The organism is Methylobacterium sp. UNC378MF (genome assembly GCF_900103195.1).
Taxonomy (GTDB): domain Bacteria; phylum Pseudomonadota; class Alphaproteobacteria; order Rhizobiales; family Beijerinckiaceae; genus Methylobacterium.
In genome coordinates this window covers 110787-125029 of record NZ_FMWU01000021.1, presented here as the reverse complement: position 1 = coordinate 125029, position 14243 = coordinate 110787, and the positions used below count along the sequence as shown (strand labels likewise).

Here is a 14243-nt window from a genome sequence, read left to right as displayed (position 1 = left end):
CCCGCCCGGCAAGGCGATCCACGCGATCCTCGACAACGTCGCCACCCACAAACATCCGAAGGTGCGCGCCTGGCTCGCCCGGCACCCGCGCTGGACGTTCCACTTCACTCCGACCTCGGCCTCGTGGCTCAACGCGGTCGAGGGCTTCTTCTCAGCGCTGACCCGTCGTCGGCTGCGGCGAGGCTCCTTCACCGGCGTCGTCGACCTGCAGGCAGCCATCAAACGCTACATCGCCGAGCACAACCGGAGCGCCAAACCCTTCGTCTGGACCAAACCCGCCACCGACATCCTCGCCGCCGTCAGCCGATCCCCTGAACCATCCGTCTGAGTCAGTGCACTAGTGCTCGCAGCGGTAGGTGGTCTCGGCCCATCGCGATTGCGATGAGGTCTCGCGTAGGAAGCTCGGCCAATACCTGCCGGGCCTCGCGCAGACTTGGGTGATGCTGGACTGCCATAACCAAGTCATCAGCCGCCCGGCATTTTGCCGCCATCGACATCTGGGCGACGATTGAGCAGGCAACGGCCCACTCGCCTCCGAGCTTTGCCCGGAATGCTTTGCTCGAGGTGGCCGCCATCGCGAGCTGGAGTGTCTCCAGATCGGCGACGCCGATATCCTCGAACGCGACGATGCCGATGCGCCGCCAGAGGCGGTCTGGTGCATCCCGCAGGAGGGTTGCGGCGGCTATTAGGGCGAGGTCCGTGCGTCCTCTCCTGATGGCTTTTTGTAGCAGGCTCATTGCGAGCCAGGGGGACATCGGGAACGGGGGTTCAACCGGGGTCTCGGTGTGGGGCCCCCGCACCACTTCCGCAAGCTGCTCGCGGGCCTGTTGCAGGATCACATCCTTGTTCATGGTCTCCTCCTTGTGCGGGGGAGAGCAAAAGGCATGTGTCCCAGGAAGTATCGTAGACAGAGCCGGGCTTGAGGAAAGGATTTTTCGGGGTGTCCGGCAGAAATTTTCGCCGGAAATCGGCCAACGAAGCAGCTTGTTTTGCTGCCCGAATTCGATCTGGTTTCGAAATTCCGTCTGGGTTAGCAGAAACTCTGATACCCCGGTTCAGACCGGGATTGATTCAAGAGGGGCGTTTTGTCGTCGCGTCTGTCCTCGGGATCGTTTTGTCCCGCGGAACATGTCCTGAGGCGACGGAATGCATGTAGCCCTGATGGCAGATCAATTCGGCCCACCGATCGACGACTGCTACGCCGTGTGCTTCGGGATATCGGGTCCTTCAAGCGGGCCAATCTTTGGTGGACACCAGCCGCATCTTCTTGAGGGTCTCCGGCCATTGAGCCCACACATGCTCGGAGTCCCACCAGGGCTGTTCGTACCCTTTGAAGTGTTTCCGGTACACAGTCATCTTCGACGGGGTCAGGAGCTTCAACGCAGGCCCGAGCGTCCGTCTAGCGACACTGTCGAGGAAGAGGGACCATATGTATCTCTTCTGCGGAGTGTCTTCCCCCGGAGGCGGCCCAGGTGGCGTCGCGACGATGCTGAATTTGAAGAAGGGGTTCTCCAACTCAATAAGCTGAGACGGGGACAGGCCGAGCTTCTTGAGACGCCTCTCGATACGCACGACGGGTCCGGGAAGGGGGGTCTTATTCTCTGCCATCTGCGCGCTTTTGGAATAGACAGTCAGCTGGTTGCCCTTAGGTCCCCCCACATAGATGGTCTTGAGCTTTCCCGCTTTCTCGTAGGTCCTTGTGACAAGCACCTGTTGTGGCAGCAGATGGAAGTGATGCATGCGTGCCCCGTAAAGGTCCGCTGCGACGTCAAGCCGGGATACGTTCCCCTTCTTAGCCAGCCAGTCCCACCCGCCAAACGGCAGTAGCAGGTTGAGGACCTCGCGAAGGATGCTCATCCCTACCGGGCCTGCCTTCGCCGGATTGAACTCGAGCCTCAGGTCCGGGAAGTACGGCTTCTTCGGGCCGAAGGAGATATGAGCCTCGTCGTTGCCCAGTGCAATCAATTGCACTAAGGCATAGCTTGTCGACGGAGCGGCAGGTTTGAGCAGACCTGCCCCGGTCATTTTGTCGAATGCAGCATGGATTGCCCCCAGGCCGCTGAATGGGACCTTTGCTGTGATGGCGATTTTATCGACGAGCAGGTTGATCGATTCAATCGGGCTCTCATCCTCAAGCGCTTTGCCAGCAGCGCTGGGGGGCAGTGTTTTTGCGGACGTTTTTGCCTTGTTAGAGGGCTTGGGGATTTTTATCAGCACAGGGCATCGTCTCGATGTCGTGTCGAGCATCCGACACACTTTGCATTAACATCCTCCTAGCCGAATTTGCGGAACACCAAGCGCCCTATCTGCGGTCGTAGAGATGGGATAAATCGACCCCCTTAAAGCTTAGCTTTTTCACATATTCAAACAGCTGATCAGGGTCGAGTCCGGCACCGTAGTGATCACTCACAACTCGGCTTCCCTGACTCCAACCCAAAGCCTGAAGAACGTCTGGACTGGCCCCAATGGCCCGCAAGCCGTCACGAAATGAATGGCGAAAGCTGTAGAAGGGCTGGCGTTGACCGAGGTTGGGCATTTCCTCGCGTAGGAATTTTTCGTTGAAGCGTTTCAGCGGATACGAGGCTGGATCACCGTATTTATTTGTCGTCAGCGGAAATATCTGGGGGCCCCGGTCGAGACCGGCACGATCAGCCACGAATGAGAGAAACCCGATCCTGATGAGGGCTGGATGCAGTGGAACCCTGCGGCGGCTCGATTTGGTCTTCAAAGTCTTGCGTAAAGGCGCGTCGTCCTCGTCGTCCGAGGCGACGACGTCGAGATAAAAGGTTCCCTCCTTCGTTCGCTGTACATCATCGACGTGCATCTGAAGGACTTCGCGTGGGCGCAGCCCTGTGAAGAGGCACAGGAGGGGAAGCCAGAAACGCCATCCTCGCTTCGTATCGTAGCGATAGGGCGCAGGTCCGCTCGCGGCTGCTTCTCGATAAAAGTCGCTCTGGAAGAAGACCGCGAGCTGTTCAGGCGTGAACGGCTGGCGCCTTTCCGCAGGAGAGAGATCGTCACGCCTGAGTGGCTTCAACCCTTCTGCCGGATTGACCGGTATGAGGCGTTTTTTAAGAGCAAGGTCGAGCACCTCGCGTAACGCGGCAAGATACTGACCCTGCGTGATCGATGCGAGGCGTTCGCGACCGTCTGCATCGGCGCGCTCAATAGCTTCACGAAGGGGTGCGCCTCTGTAGATCTTTGTGAAATTCGTCGGGACGCGAGCCAGCAGACGGCGAACCTCCTGACATGCATCGTAATCCAGGTCTTTGACCAGAGTGTCTTCCCCGATCAGCTGCCGCATAAGGGCGACGTAGGCACGTTGGCGGTCAAGCGACTTCTGGCTTGTGCCGTTTGCTTCTGCCTCGTCGGTCACGGCTTCGAGAAATTGGTCCGCTAACTCGGCGAAAGTCACCGGCGGCGGGGCGGCTGGGTCGAAGAGCGGATCGAGGCTACGCCGACTGTAGTCGTCTGCGAGGCGCGCGAGCTTGCGGTAGTCCACTTCGAGCAAGCCGCGCCGGACCAGTTCTGCGAACGCCACCTCCGTGATGCCGCCGGGGCCGGGCTCGGCACCGGTCTCGCTCGTCAGCTTCTTCTCCGCCGCGAACACGCGCTCTGCACCACGTGGGTCGTCGAGGTCTCGGAGCATCTGAGCGCCGTACTCGATGTCGGCGACAATCTGGGCCCGTTGCGCCTCGCTTTCTGGGCCATCCGCGAGCTGACGATCTTGAAACCGCTTGTCTAGCCGTTCCACGTAATCACGAACGAGCCGAAGAGCTCCGGCCTCGGTGAGCGCCCGCCGGTTCAATCCAACGCCCGGGTAGTCACCGACCGTTGAGCTTGCCTTATCGAACTCCGCGCTCCAGCGCAGGTCCCACGCCTCACGGAGCTTCTTGGCTTCGGCCTTGCTCGTGGTCTTGAGGGAGAACTGAACGAAGGTTTTCCCGACCGCTGCACGCGCGGTCTCGGGAACCCGACGCCGGTAGTACCAGACGCCGGCGCGATTAACGAGATGAAGGGAATCAGCCACCTTTCTCACAGCCCCATGTGTACCACGGAAGTGTGACACACGGCAGCGCTAAGGCTCTGATTCGACGGACCTTTAGGTTCCACAGGCCCTTAGAGGGTGCCTGGTGGAGCTGAGGGGATTCGAACCCCTGACCTCCGCAGTGCGATTGCGGCGCTCTCCCATCTGAGCTACAGCCCCGTCGAGGCGCCGGCCTTGTAGGCGCGGGCGGCTCAGCCTGTCAATTCCTGTTTCAACGTCGCCCGCCGCGCGCCGCTCCGGCGCCGGGTTGCGGGCGCCCCGAGGATAGCGCGCGAACCCGCATGAACGCCCTGATCTGGCTCTTCGACACGGTCGTCCAGCTTTTCATCTATGTCCTCATCGCAAGCGCGGTTCTCAGCTGGCTGGTGGCGTTCAACGTGGTGAACGTGCGCAATCCGATCGTCGCGCAGATCGGCGAGGTGCTCTACCGGCTGACCGAGCCGGTGCTGCGGCCGATCCGCAACCTGCTGCCCAATCTCGGCGGCGTCGACATCTCGCCGATCATCCTGATCCTGCTGCTGCTGTTCATCAGCCGCCTGCTGCACGAGTACGCCGTGCCCGCCACCTACGTTTACGCGCAGTAGGACCGCCCGCCCGTGAAGACGAATCCCGGCCGCTTCTTCGAGGATTTCCGCCTCGGCGAGACCATCCGCCACGCCACCCCGCGCACCGTGACGGTGGGCGACGTGGCGCTCTACACGGGCCTCTACGGGCCGCGCTTCGCCGTGCAGTCGTCGGACGCCTTCGCCCGGGCGATCGGCTACCCGAAGAGCCCGCTCGACGACCTGCTCACCTTCCACATGGTGTTCGGCAAGACCGTCCCGGACGTCTCCCTCAACGCGCTGGCCAATCTCGGCTACGCCGAGGGCGGGTTCCGGCGGCCGGTCTATCCGGGCGAGACGCTCTCCACCGTGTCGGAGGTGATCGGCCTCAAGGAGAGCTCGAACCGGCAGACCGGCGTGGTCTATGTCCGCTCGGTCGGCTCCGACGAGCGCGGCGAGACCGTGCTGAGCTATTGCCGCTGGGTGCTCGTGCGCAAGCGCGACCCCGAGGCCGCCATCGCCGAGGAGCACGTGCCGAGCCTCGCCAAGGTGGTCGACCCGCAGGACCTCGCGGGCGCGCTGCCGACGCTCTCGGCCGCCGCCTACGACACCGACCTCGCCGGCAGCCCGCACCGCTTCGCGGATTACGCGGTGGCTGAGAAGATCGACCACGTCGACGGCATGACCGTCGAGGAGGCCGAGCACCAGATCGCCACACGCCTGTTCCAGAACACCGCCAAGGTGCATTTCGACGGGCTGGCCGCCAAGGACACCCGCTTCGGCCGGCGCCTGATCTACGGCGGCCACGTGATCTCGCTCGCCCGGGCGCTGAGCTTCAACGGGCTCGGCAACGCCTTCGCCCTCGCGGGCATCAATGCCGGCCGCCACGTGGCGCCGCTGTTTTCCGGCGACACGGTCTATGCCTGGAGCGAGGTGCTGGCGACCGCCGATGTCGGCCGCGACGATGTCGGGCTCCTGCGCCTGCGCACGGTCGCTACCAAGAACCAGCCCTGCGGCGCCTTCCCGGACCGCGCCGGCGACGGCTACGACCCGGCGGTGATCCTCGACCTCGACTACTGGGCGTTCGTGCCGAAGTAGGCGGTGCCGGCGGGCGCGCGCCTCAGCGGATCCCGCCGCCGACCACGCCCGCCTCGACCGCGAGCGACAGGCGGTCCGTGACCGCCCACTCGACGCCCACGCCAGCGACCGGTCGCACCGCGATGTCCTGGCGCGTGAACGGCAGCGACCCCGGGGTCGGCCCGACGCGCAGCGTCTGGTGCAGGGCCAGGGCGCCGGTCTTGGCGTAGACCAGCACGTCCGAGGCGACGAGGGTGCCGACCTTCACCTCCAGGGACCCGGCGAAGTCGTTGGTATAGGCGAGCCGCCCGTAGCCCGGCGTGAGGTTGCCGCCGAGCCCGGCCAGGTAATCGAACCCGCCGCTGATGCCGTAGAGGATCGGGCCCTCCTGCCACATCCGGCCGCCCTCGAACCCGATGGTGGACCCCGAATAGCTGCCGAAATGCCGGGACGTGCTGACCGCGTAGCCGGTCGAGAGGCGGGCGTAGGAGCCGGTCCAGCGGCCATACGCGTCCTCGGGCATCTGCGGCCAGGCGAAGGAGGGCAGCGGCGCGAAGCCGATGGATGGCCAGACCAGCGCCTGGGCGGCGGCGGGCCCTGCCGGGAGGCAGCAGGCCCCGAGCACGAGACCGGCCGCGAGGCGGCGGAACGGACGGGAATCAGCGCGTCTGCTCATGTCGCCATCCTAGCCGAAGGCGCTGGACCGCGACAGGCTTGGCCGTGGCCGCCCGCGGGATCGTGCGCGTCGCGCCCGCCCCGCGGCCCGTCGCCGACGGGGCTCAGATTTTTCCGTCGAGGCCCATCTGGTAGTATTTGTGTGTGATCTTGTCCTGGTTCTCGAGGAGCCAGTCGATCGAGGGCTCGTTGGTCATGGCCTTGCGGATGGCTTCGGTCATGCCCTTGCGCTGGATATCGAACAGCGCCTTGTGGTCGACGTGCTGGGCCTCGATGACGCCGGGGCTGAGCCAGACCGAGCAGATGATGCCGAGGTCGTTGGCCTTGTGCTTGGGAATGTAGCCCGCCCGCACGGCGTCGAGCACGCCGTTGGCGATGGCGAACTGCACCGTGCCCATCAGGATCGACGTGTACTTGCTCTCGGTCACGCTGACCTTGGAGACGCACAGCGTGACCGGCCGGACCATGATGTCGGTGTTGAGCAGGGCGAAGACGCGGCTGTGGCCGACGACCTGATCGCCGGTCAGCGTGGCCAGGGCGGTGCCGACCGGCCCGTCGAGTTCGCCGATGATGACCTCGGGCTCGGAGGCGGTGTTGGGCGGCCCGCCCGCAACCAGGGCCTCCCCGGCCCGCAGGATGATGCGCTCGTTCATGCTGTCCCTCGTGGCGGTCGGGCGATCCGGCTCTGCCCGACGGCGCGGCTCCTATCACCGGCCCGCCGCGCCTGTCGACGCGGGCGCATCCATCGCGCGATGCCTCATGCGTCGGCACGGGTGTCGTAGCGGTGCTGCGCCGCGTCGATGTGGTCCAGGTGCCGGAAGGCCCAGGCGCCCAGCGCCTGAACCGGTTCCGCCAGCGAGTGGCCGAGTTCCGTCAGCGCATAGTCGACCCGTGGCGGGATCGAGGGCGTCACGGTCCGGGTCACCAGACCGTCGCGCTCCAGGTTCCGCAAGGTCAGCGTCAGCATCCGCTGCGAGATGTTGCCGATACCGCGCTTCAGTTCGTTGAATCGCTGCGCGCGCTCGCGCAGGAGCATGATGACGAGCACGCTCCACTTGTCGCCGATGCGCGACAGGACGCGCGAGACCTTCTCGCATTCGGGCCTGTGCCCGGCACCCGGCTCAGTCACATCCATGTAACCTCGGTATCAACCCTGTGCGTTCTTGCGCGGTCGAGGCGCGACCGTATCCTGATCCGGTCACAAAGAGGAACCGGGTTACGCTATGAAACTCCTGCATCTCGACGCCAGCATCCTGGGCACCGGCTCGGTCTCGCGGGAATTGTCCGCGCTGATCGTCCGGCGCCTCACCGGGGACGCGCCGGCCGCCGTGACCTACCGGGACCTCGTCGCCGAGGACCCGCCGCACCTGACCGCCGCGACCCTGCCGGGCGCCCACCCGGTCTCGGCCATGGCCGGAACCCTCGACGCCGCCGGGCAGGACGTCCGGGACGCGAGCGACCGGATGCTGGCGGAGTTCGTCGCCGCCGACACGGTCGTCATCGGCGTGCCGATGTACAATTTCACGATCCCGTCGCAGCTCAAGGCCTGGATCGACCGCCTGCTCGTGCCGGGCACGACCTTCCGCTACGGCGCCGCCGGGCCGGAGGGGCTGATGGGCGGCAAGCGCGTGATCCTGGCGCTCGCCCGCGGCGGCTTCTACGGGCCCGGCACGGCGTCCGTCTCGGCGGAGCACGCCGAACACTACCTGCGCACGGTGTTCGGCTTCATGGGCATCGTGCCCGAGCTGGTGCTGGCCGAGGGGCTGGCGGCCGGCGAGCCCAACAAGGCGCAGGCCCTGGCCTCGGCGCGCGACGCCGTCGGGCAGCTCGCCGCCTGAGGCCGCTCGGCGGCGCAGGGGCGATGGCGGCGGCACGAACGCCGCCATCCGCCCGGTCAGTCGTGCACGACGACCTTGGTGCCGACACGGACCCGGTCGTAGAGGTCGACCACGTCCTTGTTGGTCATGCGGATGCAGCCGGAGGAGACCGCCGCGCCCATCGTCTCGGGCTCGTTCGAGCCGTGGATGCGGTAGAGCGACGAGCCGAGATAGAGGGCGCGGGCGCCCAGCGGGTTGTCCTGGCCGCCGGCCATGTAGCGCGGCAGGTCGGGGCGGCGGGCCAGCATCTGCTGCGGCGGGCGCCAATCCGGCCATTCCTTCTTCATGGTGACGGTCTTGGTACCGGACCACGAGAAGCCCTGCCGCCCGACGCCCACGCCGTAGCGGACCGCCGCGCCGCCGCCGAGCACGTAGTAGAGCCGGCGCTGGCGGGTCGAGACCACGATGGTCCCGGGCTTCTCCTTGCCGGACCACGCCACGGTCTCGCGCGGGATCGCCTGGCTGCGGAAGATGTTGAGGAAATCCGCGATCGGACCCCTGTCCAGCGGGTTGGCGGCCGCCGCCGGGGCGCTCCCGAGCAGCAGGGCCGCGAGCCCGAATAGCGCGATCCGTCTCGACATGGTCTCCATCCTCCGTCCGTCGTGGCGCGGGCCTTCGCGGTGGCCCTGCGCGCGTCGGGCGAGCCGGCCCGGACTTCGCGGCAAGGTTGAGGCCGGTCCGTCAGGCTGCGCACTTCCGGGCGTGGCTGTGTGCTGTGCGCAACACCCTGCCGGCGGCGCGACGCCGTGGGTGATTGCGCCTGGCGACGGCCATGCTTATCTCAGAGCCGTGATCCGATCCGCCGCCTCTCTGGCCCGCCGCGTCGCGGGCCTGCCGGACCGCCTCGCCCGGGGCCTCGTCGTGCTGGCGCTGTTCGTCCTGGGGACGGCCGCGCTGGTCGCCGCGCCCACGCGGGCCGAGGCCGTGCGGGCGGAGGGGCCGGCCTGCGCCGTCGCGAGCCCGCGCCTGTCGGTTCTGTCGGGAACGCCGGACGCGCAGCCCGAGGCCAAGCGGTCCGTCTTCGGCCGCACCGATCTCTGCGCCGCCGATTGCGAGATCCTCACCGAATTGGGGCTGCCGCGCCCGGCCGTCGAGACGCCGCGGCCCCGTCATACCGTCTCCGCATCGTTCGATTACAGGTCCGACAGCGTTCCGGCGTCCGCCCCGGACGGCTCGCCGCTCCGGCCTCCACGCTTGGCCTGACGCGCGCCCCGGCCCTCTGGCCGGCGTGAGCGCGCCTGTTTTGATCTTCGCCCGACCGGCTTCGTACCCGGTCCCGAGATCTGCCTCGACGATGCGCGGGCTCCTGTTCCGCGCCAGCCTCAGCAGACGCATGCTTTCAGGAGCGTCGGTAATCGTGACCCGCACTCTGTCCGCCAGAACCCTGTCCTCGTTCCGCGCCTCGGCCCGGGCGACCGCCCTCCTGCCCGCTTCCCTGCTCCTGCTCGGTCTCGCGGCCTGCAACCCGAAGCAGGTCGCCGCGCCGACGCCGCCCGTGCCCGAGGTCGGCTTCGTCAAGGTGGAGCCGCAGGCGATCCCCTACCTGCGCGACCTGCCGGGCCGCGTCGCGCCGATGCGCATCGCCGAGGTCCGCTCCCGGGTGTCCGGGCTCGTGGTCAAGCGCCTGTTCGAGCAGGGCAGCCAGGTCAAGGAAGGCGACATCCTCTACAAGATCGACCCGGCGCCCTACGAGGTCGAGCTCGCCAGCGCCGAGGCGTCGCTGGCCCGCCAGGAGGCGGCCCTGGTGCTCGCCCGCCAGCAGGCCGACCGGCTCGAGCAGCTGCTGACCCGCGCCACGGCGAGCCAGGCCCAGTACGACGCGGCCTTCGCGGCCAAGAAGCAGGCCGAGGCCGAGGTGGCCGGCGCCAAGGCGACCCGCGATCGCGCGCAGCTCAACCTCGGCTGGACCGACGTGCGCGCGCCGATCACCGGCCGCATCGGCCGGGCGCTGCTCACCGAGGGCACCCTGATCGAGCCGGGCTCCACCGGGGCGCTCGCCACGATCCAGCAGCTCGACCCGATCTACGTGGACATCACCCAGTCGGTCGGCGAGCTGAACCGCCTGCGCCGGGACCTCGCCAGCGGCGAGCTGGCACGCCTGGAGGACAACACCGCCAACGTCCACCTGATCATGGACGACGGCTCGCTCTACCCGCTGGCCGGCCGGCTGCTGTTCTCCGACGTCACCGCCGATCCGAGCACCGGGCAGGTGACGCTGCGGGTGCAGTTCCCGAACCCGCACGACGAGCTGTTCCCCGGCATGTACGTGCGGGCGCGGATCAAGCAGGGCATCGATTCCGACGCGATCGCGGTGCCGCAGCAGGCGATCCAGCGCACCGACGACGGCCGCGCCGAGGTCTGGGTGGTGCGCGCCGACGAGACCGTCATGCGCCAGCCCGTCGAGGTCGGCCCGGTGGTCGGGCAGAACTGGCTGATCCGCTCGGGCCTCAAGGCCGGCGAGCGCGTCGTGGTCGACGGCTTCCAGAAGATCACCGTGGGCGCCAAGGTGAAGCCCCTCGACCAGAGTCCGGTCCATGGCGAGACCGGTCCGAAGCACGATGCCGACGAGGCCCCCGACGCGGCAGGCGATCAGGGTTCCGGCGACAAGGCGGAGGCCGCGCCGCGGGCCGCCGCCGTCCAGCATCGCCGCTGAGCCCGGGAGAGCCCGACCATGGCCCGCTTCTTCATCGACCGCCCGGTCTTCGCCTGGGTGGTGGCGCTGTTCATCTGCCTCGGCGGCGCGCTCGCCATCCCGAACCTGCCGGTGGCGCAGTATCCGGTGATCGCCCCGCCCTCCATCGCCCTGTCGACGGCCTATCCCGGCGCGTCGGTGGAGAGCCTCTACATCGGCACGACCCGGCTCATCGAGGATGAGCTGAACGGTGCGGCCAACATCATGAGCTTCGAGTCGACCACCGACTCGTTCGGCTCGGTCAACATCACCGCCACCTTCCAGCCGGGCACCGACCCGTCGCTCGCCTCGGTCGAGGTGCAGAACCGGCTGAAGCGCGTCGAGGCGCGCCTGCCGGCCGAGGTGCGCCAGCAGGGCATCCTCGTGGAGGAGGCCTCGGCCGCGACCCTCAACATCATCACCCTCGTCTCCAAGGACGGGTCGATGGACGAGGTGGGCCTCGGCGACTTCCTGATCCGCAACGTCATCAACGAGATCCGCCGCATTCCCGGGGTCGGGCGTGCGACGCTCTACTCCACCGAGCGGTCGCTGCGGGTCTGGGTCGATCCCGACAAGCTGCGCGGCCTGTCGCTCAGCGCCTCGGACGTGACCGACGCGATCCGCAACCAGAACGTCCAGGTCGCCTCCGGCTCGGTCGGCGCGCAGCCGAGCCCGACCCGGCAGGCGCTCACCGTGCCGATCATCGTGAAGGGCCAGCTCGGCACGATCGAGGAGTTCGGCGCCATCGTGCTGCGTGCCAATCCCGACGGCTCGAACGTGCGCCTGCGCGACGTCGCCCGGATCGAGCTCGGCGGCGACGCCTACCAGTTCTCGACGCGCCTCAACGGCGGCCCCGCCGCCGGCATCTCGGTGACGCTCGCCCCCGACGGCAACGCGCTGGAGACCGCCAAGGCGATCCGCGCCAAGATGGTGGAACTGTCCCAGTTCTTCCCGCCGGACCTGAAATGGGACATCCCGTACGACATCACCCCGGCGGTGGAGGCCTCCATCGAGAAGGTGCTGCACACGCTCGTCGAGGCGGTGGTGCTGGTCTTCCTCGTGATGTTCCTGTTCCTGCAGAACATCCGCTACACCCTGATCCCCACCATCGTGGTGCCGATCGCCCTCATGGGCACGGTCACGGTGATGTGGATCTCGGGCTTCTCGGTGAACGTGCTCACCATGTTCGGCATGGTGCTGGCCATCGGCATCCTGGTCGACGACGCCATCGTGGTGGTGGAGAACGTCGAGCGGATCATGAACGAGGAGGGGCTGCCGCCGAAGGAGGCCACCAAGAAGGCCATGGGGCAGATTACCGGGGCGATCATCGGCATCACCCTGGTGCTGATCGCCGTGTTCATCCCGATGGCGTTCTTCCCCGGCTCGGTGGGCATCATCTACCGGCAGTTCTCGATCGCGATGGTGACCTCCATCGCCTTCTCGGCGCTGCTCGCCCTGTCGCTGACGCCGGCGCTGTGCGCGACCTTCCTGAAGCCGATCGCCAAGGGCCACGGCCACGCCAAGGGCGGCGTGTTCGGGATGTTCAACCGGTTCGTCGACCGGGAGACCGCCCGCTACGGCCGCGGCACCGCGGCGTTGATCCGGAAATCCGGCCGGGTGATGCTGATCTACCTCGCGCTGGTGGCCGGCACCGCCTACGCCTTCGTCAACCTGCCGGAAGGCTTCCTCCCGGTGGAGGACCAGGGCTTCTTCACGGTCGACATCCAGACCCCGCCGGGCGCCTCCTACAACCGCACGCAGGAGGCGGTCCGCAAGGTCGAGGAGCACCTGCTGGCTCAGCCCGGCGTCGCCACGGTGACGATGCTCAACGGCTTCTCGTTCTCCGGGCAGGCCCCGAGCACCAGCCAGGCCTTCGTGACGCTGAAGCCCTGGAGCGAGCGCGACGCCAAGAACTCGGCCGCCGCGCTCGTCGCCGGCACCAACGCGGCGCTCGCCAGCTACCGCGACGCCACGGTGGACGCCCAGGAGCCGCCCCCGGTCGACAACCTCGGCAACGCGGCGGGCTTCTCGTTCCGCCTGCAGGACCGGGCCAACCGCGGCTACGCGGCCCTGCTGTCGGCCCAGGAGCAGCTCCTGAAGCTCGCCTCGCAGAGCCCGATCCTCCAGAAGGTCAAGATCGAGGGCCTACCGCCGACCCCGCAGGCGGAGCTGATCATCGACCGCGAGAAGGCGGCGGCGCTCGGCGTGAAGTTCGAGGACATCAACGCCACGATCCAGCTCAACCTCGGCTCGGTCTACCCGAACGACTTCCCCAACCGCGGCAAGATGCAGCGCGTCTACGTGCAGGCCGAGCAGCTCCAGCGCATGAACGCGTCGGACATCCTCAACTACGCGGTGAAGAACGCCACCAACACGATGGTGCCGATGTCGTCCTTCGCGGAGCTGAAATGGAGCATGGGGCCGAGCCAGATCGTCGGGTTCAACGGCTACCAGTCGGTGCGCTTCACCGGCGAGCCGAACCCCGGCTACACGTCGGGCGACGCGATCAGTGAGATGGAGCGGCTGATGCTCCAGCTGCCCAAGGGCTTCGGCTACGCCTGGACGGGTCAGTCCTACCAGGAGAAGCAGGCGGGCAGCCAGGCGAGCCTGCTGCTGGCGCTGTCGGTGCTGATCGTGTTCCTGTGTCTCGCCGCGCTCTACGAGAGCTGGGCGATCCCGGTTTCGGTGATGCTGGTGATCCCGCTCGGCGTCATCGGCGCGGTGGCGGCCGTGTACCTGCGCGGCATGCCCAACGACGTCTACTTCAAGATTGGGCTGATCACGATCATCGGGCTCTCGGCCAAGAACGCGATCCTGATCGTCGAATTCGCCAAGGATCTCTGGAAGCCCGGCACCTCCGTGGTGCGGGCGGCCGTGGAGGCCGCCACGCTCCGGTTCCGGCCGATCGTGATGACCTCGCTCGCCTTCATCTTCGGCGTGGTGCCGCTCGCCATCGCCACCGGCGCCGCCTCGAAGAGCCAGCAGGCGATCGGCACGGGCGTGATGGGCGGGATGATCACCGCGACCGTGCTGGCGGTGTTCTTCGTACCGGTCTTCTTCGTCGTCGTGATGCGTCTGTTCCGGCGCAAGGCGGTGGCGGAGGGCGAGGCGGCGGCGGAGACGCGGCACGAGCCGGCACGGGTGGCGGCGGAGTGAGAGGACTGCCGCCGCTATGCGGTGTGCCGAGACTAAACCCTGAACAAGCAAAGCACTTTTCCCCTCCCCCTTGTGGGGAGGGGGTTAGGGGTGGGGGTGGTGCCGGATCGAGCGTGACGGTGCCCACTGAACCACCCCCACCTCCAACTCCTCCCCATAAGGGGGAGGAGAGCGCGTGTCGGCCAGCGATGCGTGAA

At 67.1% G+C, this 14243-nt stretch carries 14 protein-coding genes and 1 tRNA gene; 7 read left to right on the top strand and 8 right to left on the bottom strand.

The window, feature by feature from the left end; all coding sequences use genetic code 11:
* Nucleotides 1-328: transposase (locus tag BLT59_RS21505; protein WP_175544025.1), on the top strand; the 328-nt coding region annotated here is incomplete at its 5' end.
* 1 nt (nt 329) lies between these two features.
* On the opposite strand, the gene BLT59_RS21500 is transcribed toward BLT59_RS21505, so the two are convergent.
* From BLT59_RS21500 to BLT59_RS21485, 4 genes are all read right to left on the bottom strand, one after another.
* A complete protein-coding gene (locus BLT59_RS21500) occupies nt 330-851 on the bottom strand; it encodes a hypothetical protein (RefSeq protein WP_091785172.1) in 522 nt (173 codons plus the stop codon).
* Nucleotides 852-1227: 376 nt separating this feature from the next.
* Complete coding sequence (locus BLT59_RS21495; protein ID WP_139174093.1) at nt 1228-2247, bottom strand: hypothetical protein; 1020 nt, start codon at nt 2245-2247, stop codon at nt 1228-1230.
* 55 nt (nt 2248-2302) lie between these two features.
* Nucleotides 2303-4030 (bottom strand): site-specific integrase, encoded by a 1728-nt coding sequence (locus BLT59_RS21490; protein WP_091785167.1) that lies wholly within the window; start codon nt 4028-4030, stop codon nt 2303-2305.
* Between the two features lie 101 nt (nt 4031-4131).
* Nucleotides 4132-4207 (bottom strand) — tRNA-Ala (locus BLT59_RS21485).
* A gap of 122 nt (nt 4208-4329) precedes the next feature.
* Between BLT59_RS21485 and BLT59_RS21480 the strand changes: the two genes are divergently transcribed.
* Nucleotides 4330-4632, top strand: coding sequence for a YggT family protein (locus BLT59_RS21480; RefSeq protein ID WP_010684838.1), 303 nt, complete (start codon nt 4330-4332; stop codon nt 4630-4632).
* A gap of 12 nt (nt 4633-4644) precedes the next feature.
* Nucleotides 4645-5688, top strand: coding sequence for a MaoC family dehydratase (locus BLT59_RS21475; protein ID WP_091785164.1), 1044 nt, complete (start codon nt 4645-4647; stop codon nt 5686-5688).
* 22 nt (nt 5689-5710) lie between these two features.
* Here the strand turns inward: BLT59_RS21475 and BLT59_RS21470 are convergent, their stop codons facing one another.
* The 3 genes from BLT59_RS21470 to BLT59_RS21460 form a co-directional block, all read right to left on the bottom strand.
* Nucleotides 5711-6343 (bottom strand): outer membrane protein, encoded by a 633-nt coding sequence (locus tag BLT59_RS21470; protein WP_091785161.1) that lies wholly within the window; start codon nt 6341-6343, stop codon nt 5711-5713.
* Between the two features lie 103 nt (nt 6344-6446).
* Nucleotides 6447-6995 carry a formaldehyde-activating enzyme gene (locus tag BLT59_RS21465; protein ID WP_091785158.1) on the bottom strand — a complete coding sequence of 183 codons (549 nt, stop codon included), beginning with the start codon at nt 6993-6995 and terminating at the stop codon, nt 6447-6449.
* A 104-nt stretch (nt 6996-7099) separates the two neighbouring features.
* Nucleotides 7100-7477, bottom strand: coding sequence for a winged helix-turn-helix transcriptional regulator (locus tag BLT59_RS21460; protein WP_091785155.1), 378 nt, complete (start codon nt 7475-7477; stop codon nt 7100-7102).
* An 88-nt stretch (nt 7478-7565) separates the two neighbouring features.
* On the opposite strand from BLT59_RS21460, the gene BLT59_RS21455 reads away from it, so the two are divergent.
* Complete coding sequence (locus BLT59_RS21455; RefSeq protein ID WP_091785152.1) at nt 7566-8180, top strand: FMN-dependent NADH-azoreductase; 615 nt, start codon at nt 7566-7568, stop codon at nt 8178-8180.
* A gap of 56 nt (nt 8181-8236) precedes the next feature.
* On the opposite strand, the gene BLT59_RS21450 is transcribed toward BLT59_RS21455, so the two are convergent.
* A complete protein-coding gene (locus tag BLT59_RS21450; protein WP_091785219.1) occupies nt 8237-8800 on the bottom strand; it encodes a L,D-transpeptidase in 564 nt (187 codons plus the stop codon).
* 208 nt (nt 8801-9008) lie between these two features.
* On the opposite strand from BLT59_RS21450, the gene BLT59_RS21445 reads away from it, so the two are divergent.
* The 3 genes from BLT59_RS21445 to BLT59_RS21435 all read left to right on the top strand — a co-directional run bounded on the left by BLT59_RS21445 (nt 9009) and on the right by BLT59_RS21435 (nt 14046).
* The gene (locus BLT59_RS21445) at nt 9009-9422 is read left to right on the top strand and encodes a hypothetical protein (RefSeq protein WP_091785147.1); all 414 of its coding nucleotides are present in this window, start codon (nt 9009-9011) and stop codon (nt 9420-9422) included.
* Nucleotides 9423-9576: 154 nt separating this feature from the next.
* Nucleotides 9577-10872: an efflux RND transporter periplasmic adaptor subunit gene (locus BLT59_RS21440; protein WP_091785143.1), complete on the top strand. Its 1296-nt coding sequence runs from the start codon at nt 9577-9579 to the stop codon at nt 10870-10872.
* An 18-nt stretch (nt 10873-10890) separates the two neighbouring features.
* On the top strand, nt 10891-14046 hold the full coding sequence (locus BLT59_RS21435; protein ID WP_091785140.1) for a multidrug efflux RND transporter permease subunit: 3156 nt from the start codon (nt 10891-10893) through the stop codon (nt 14044-14046).
* Nucleotides 14047-14243: the final 197 nt, after the last annotated feature.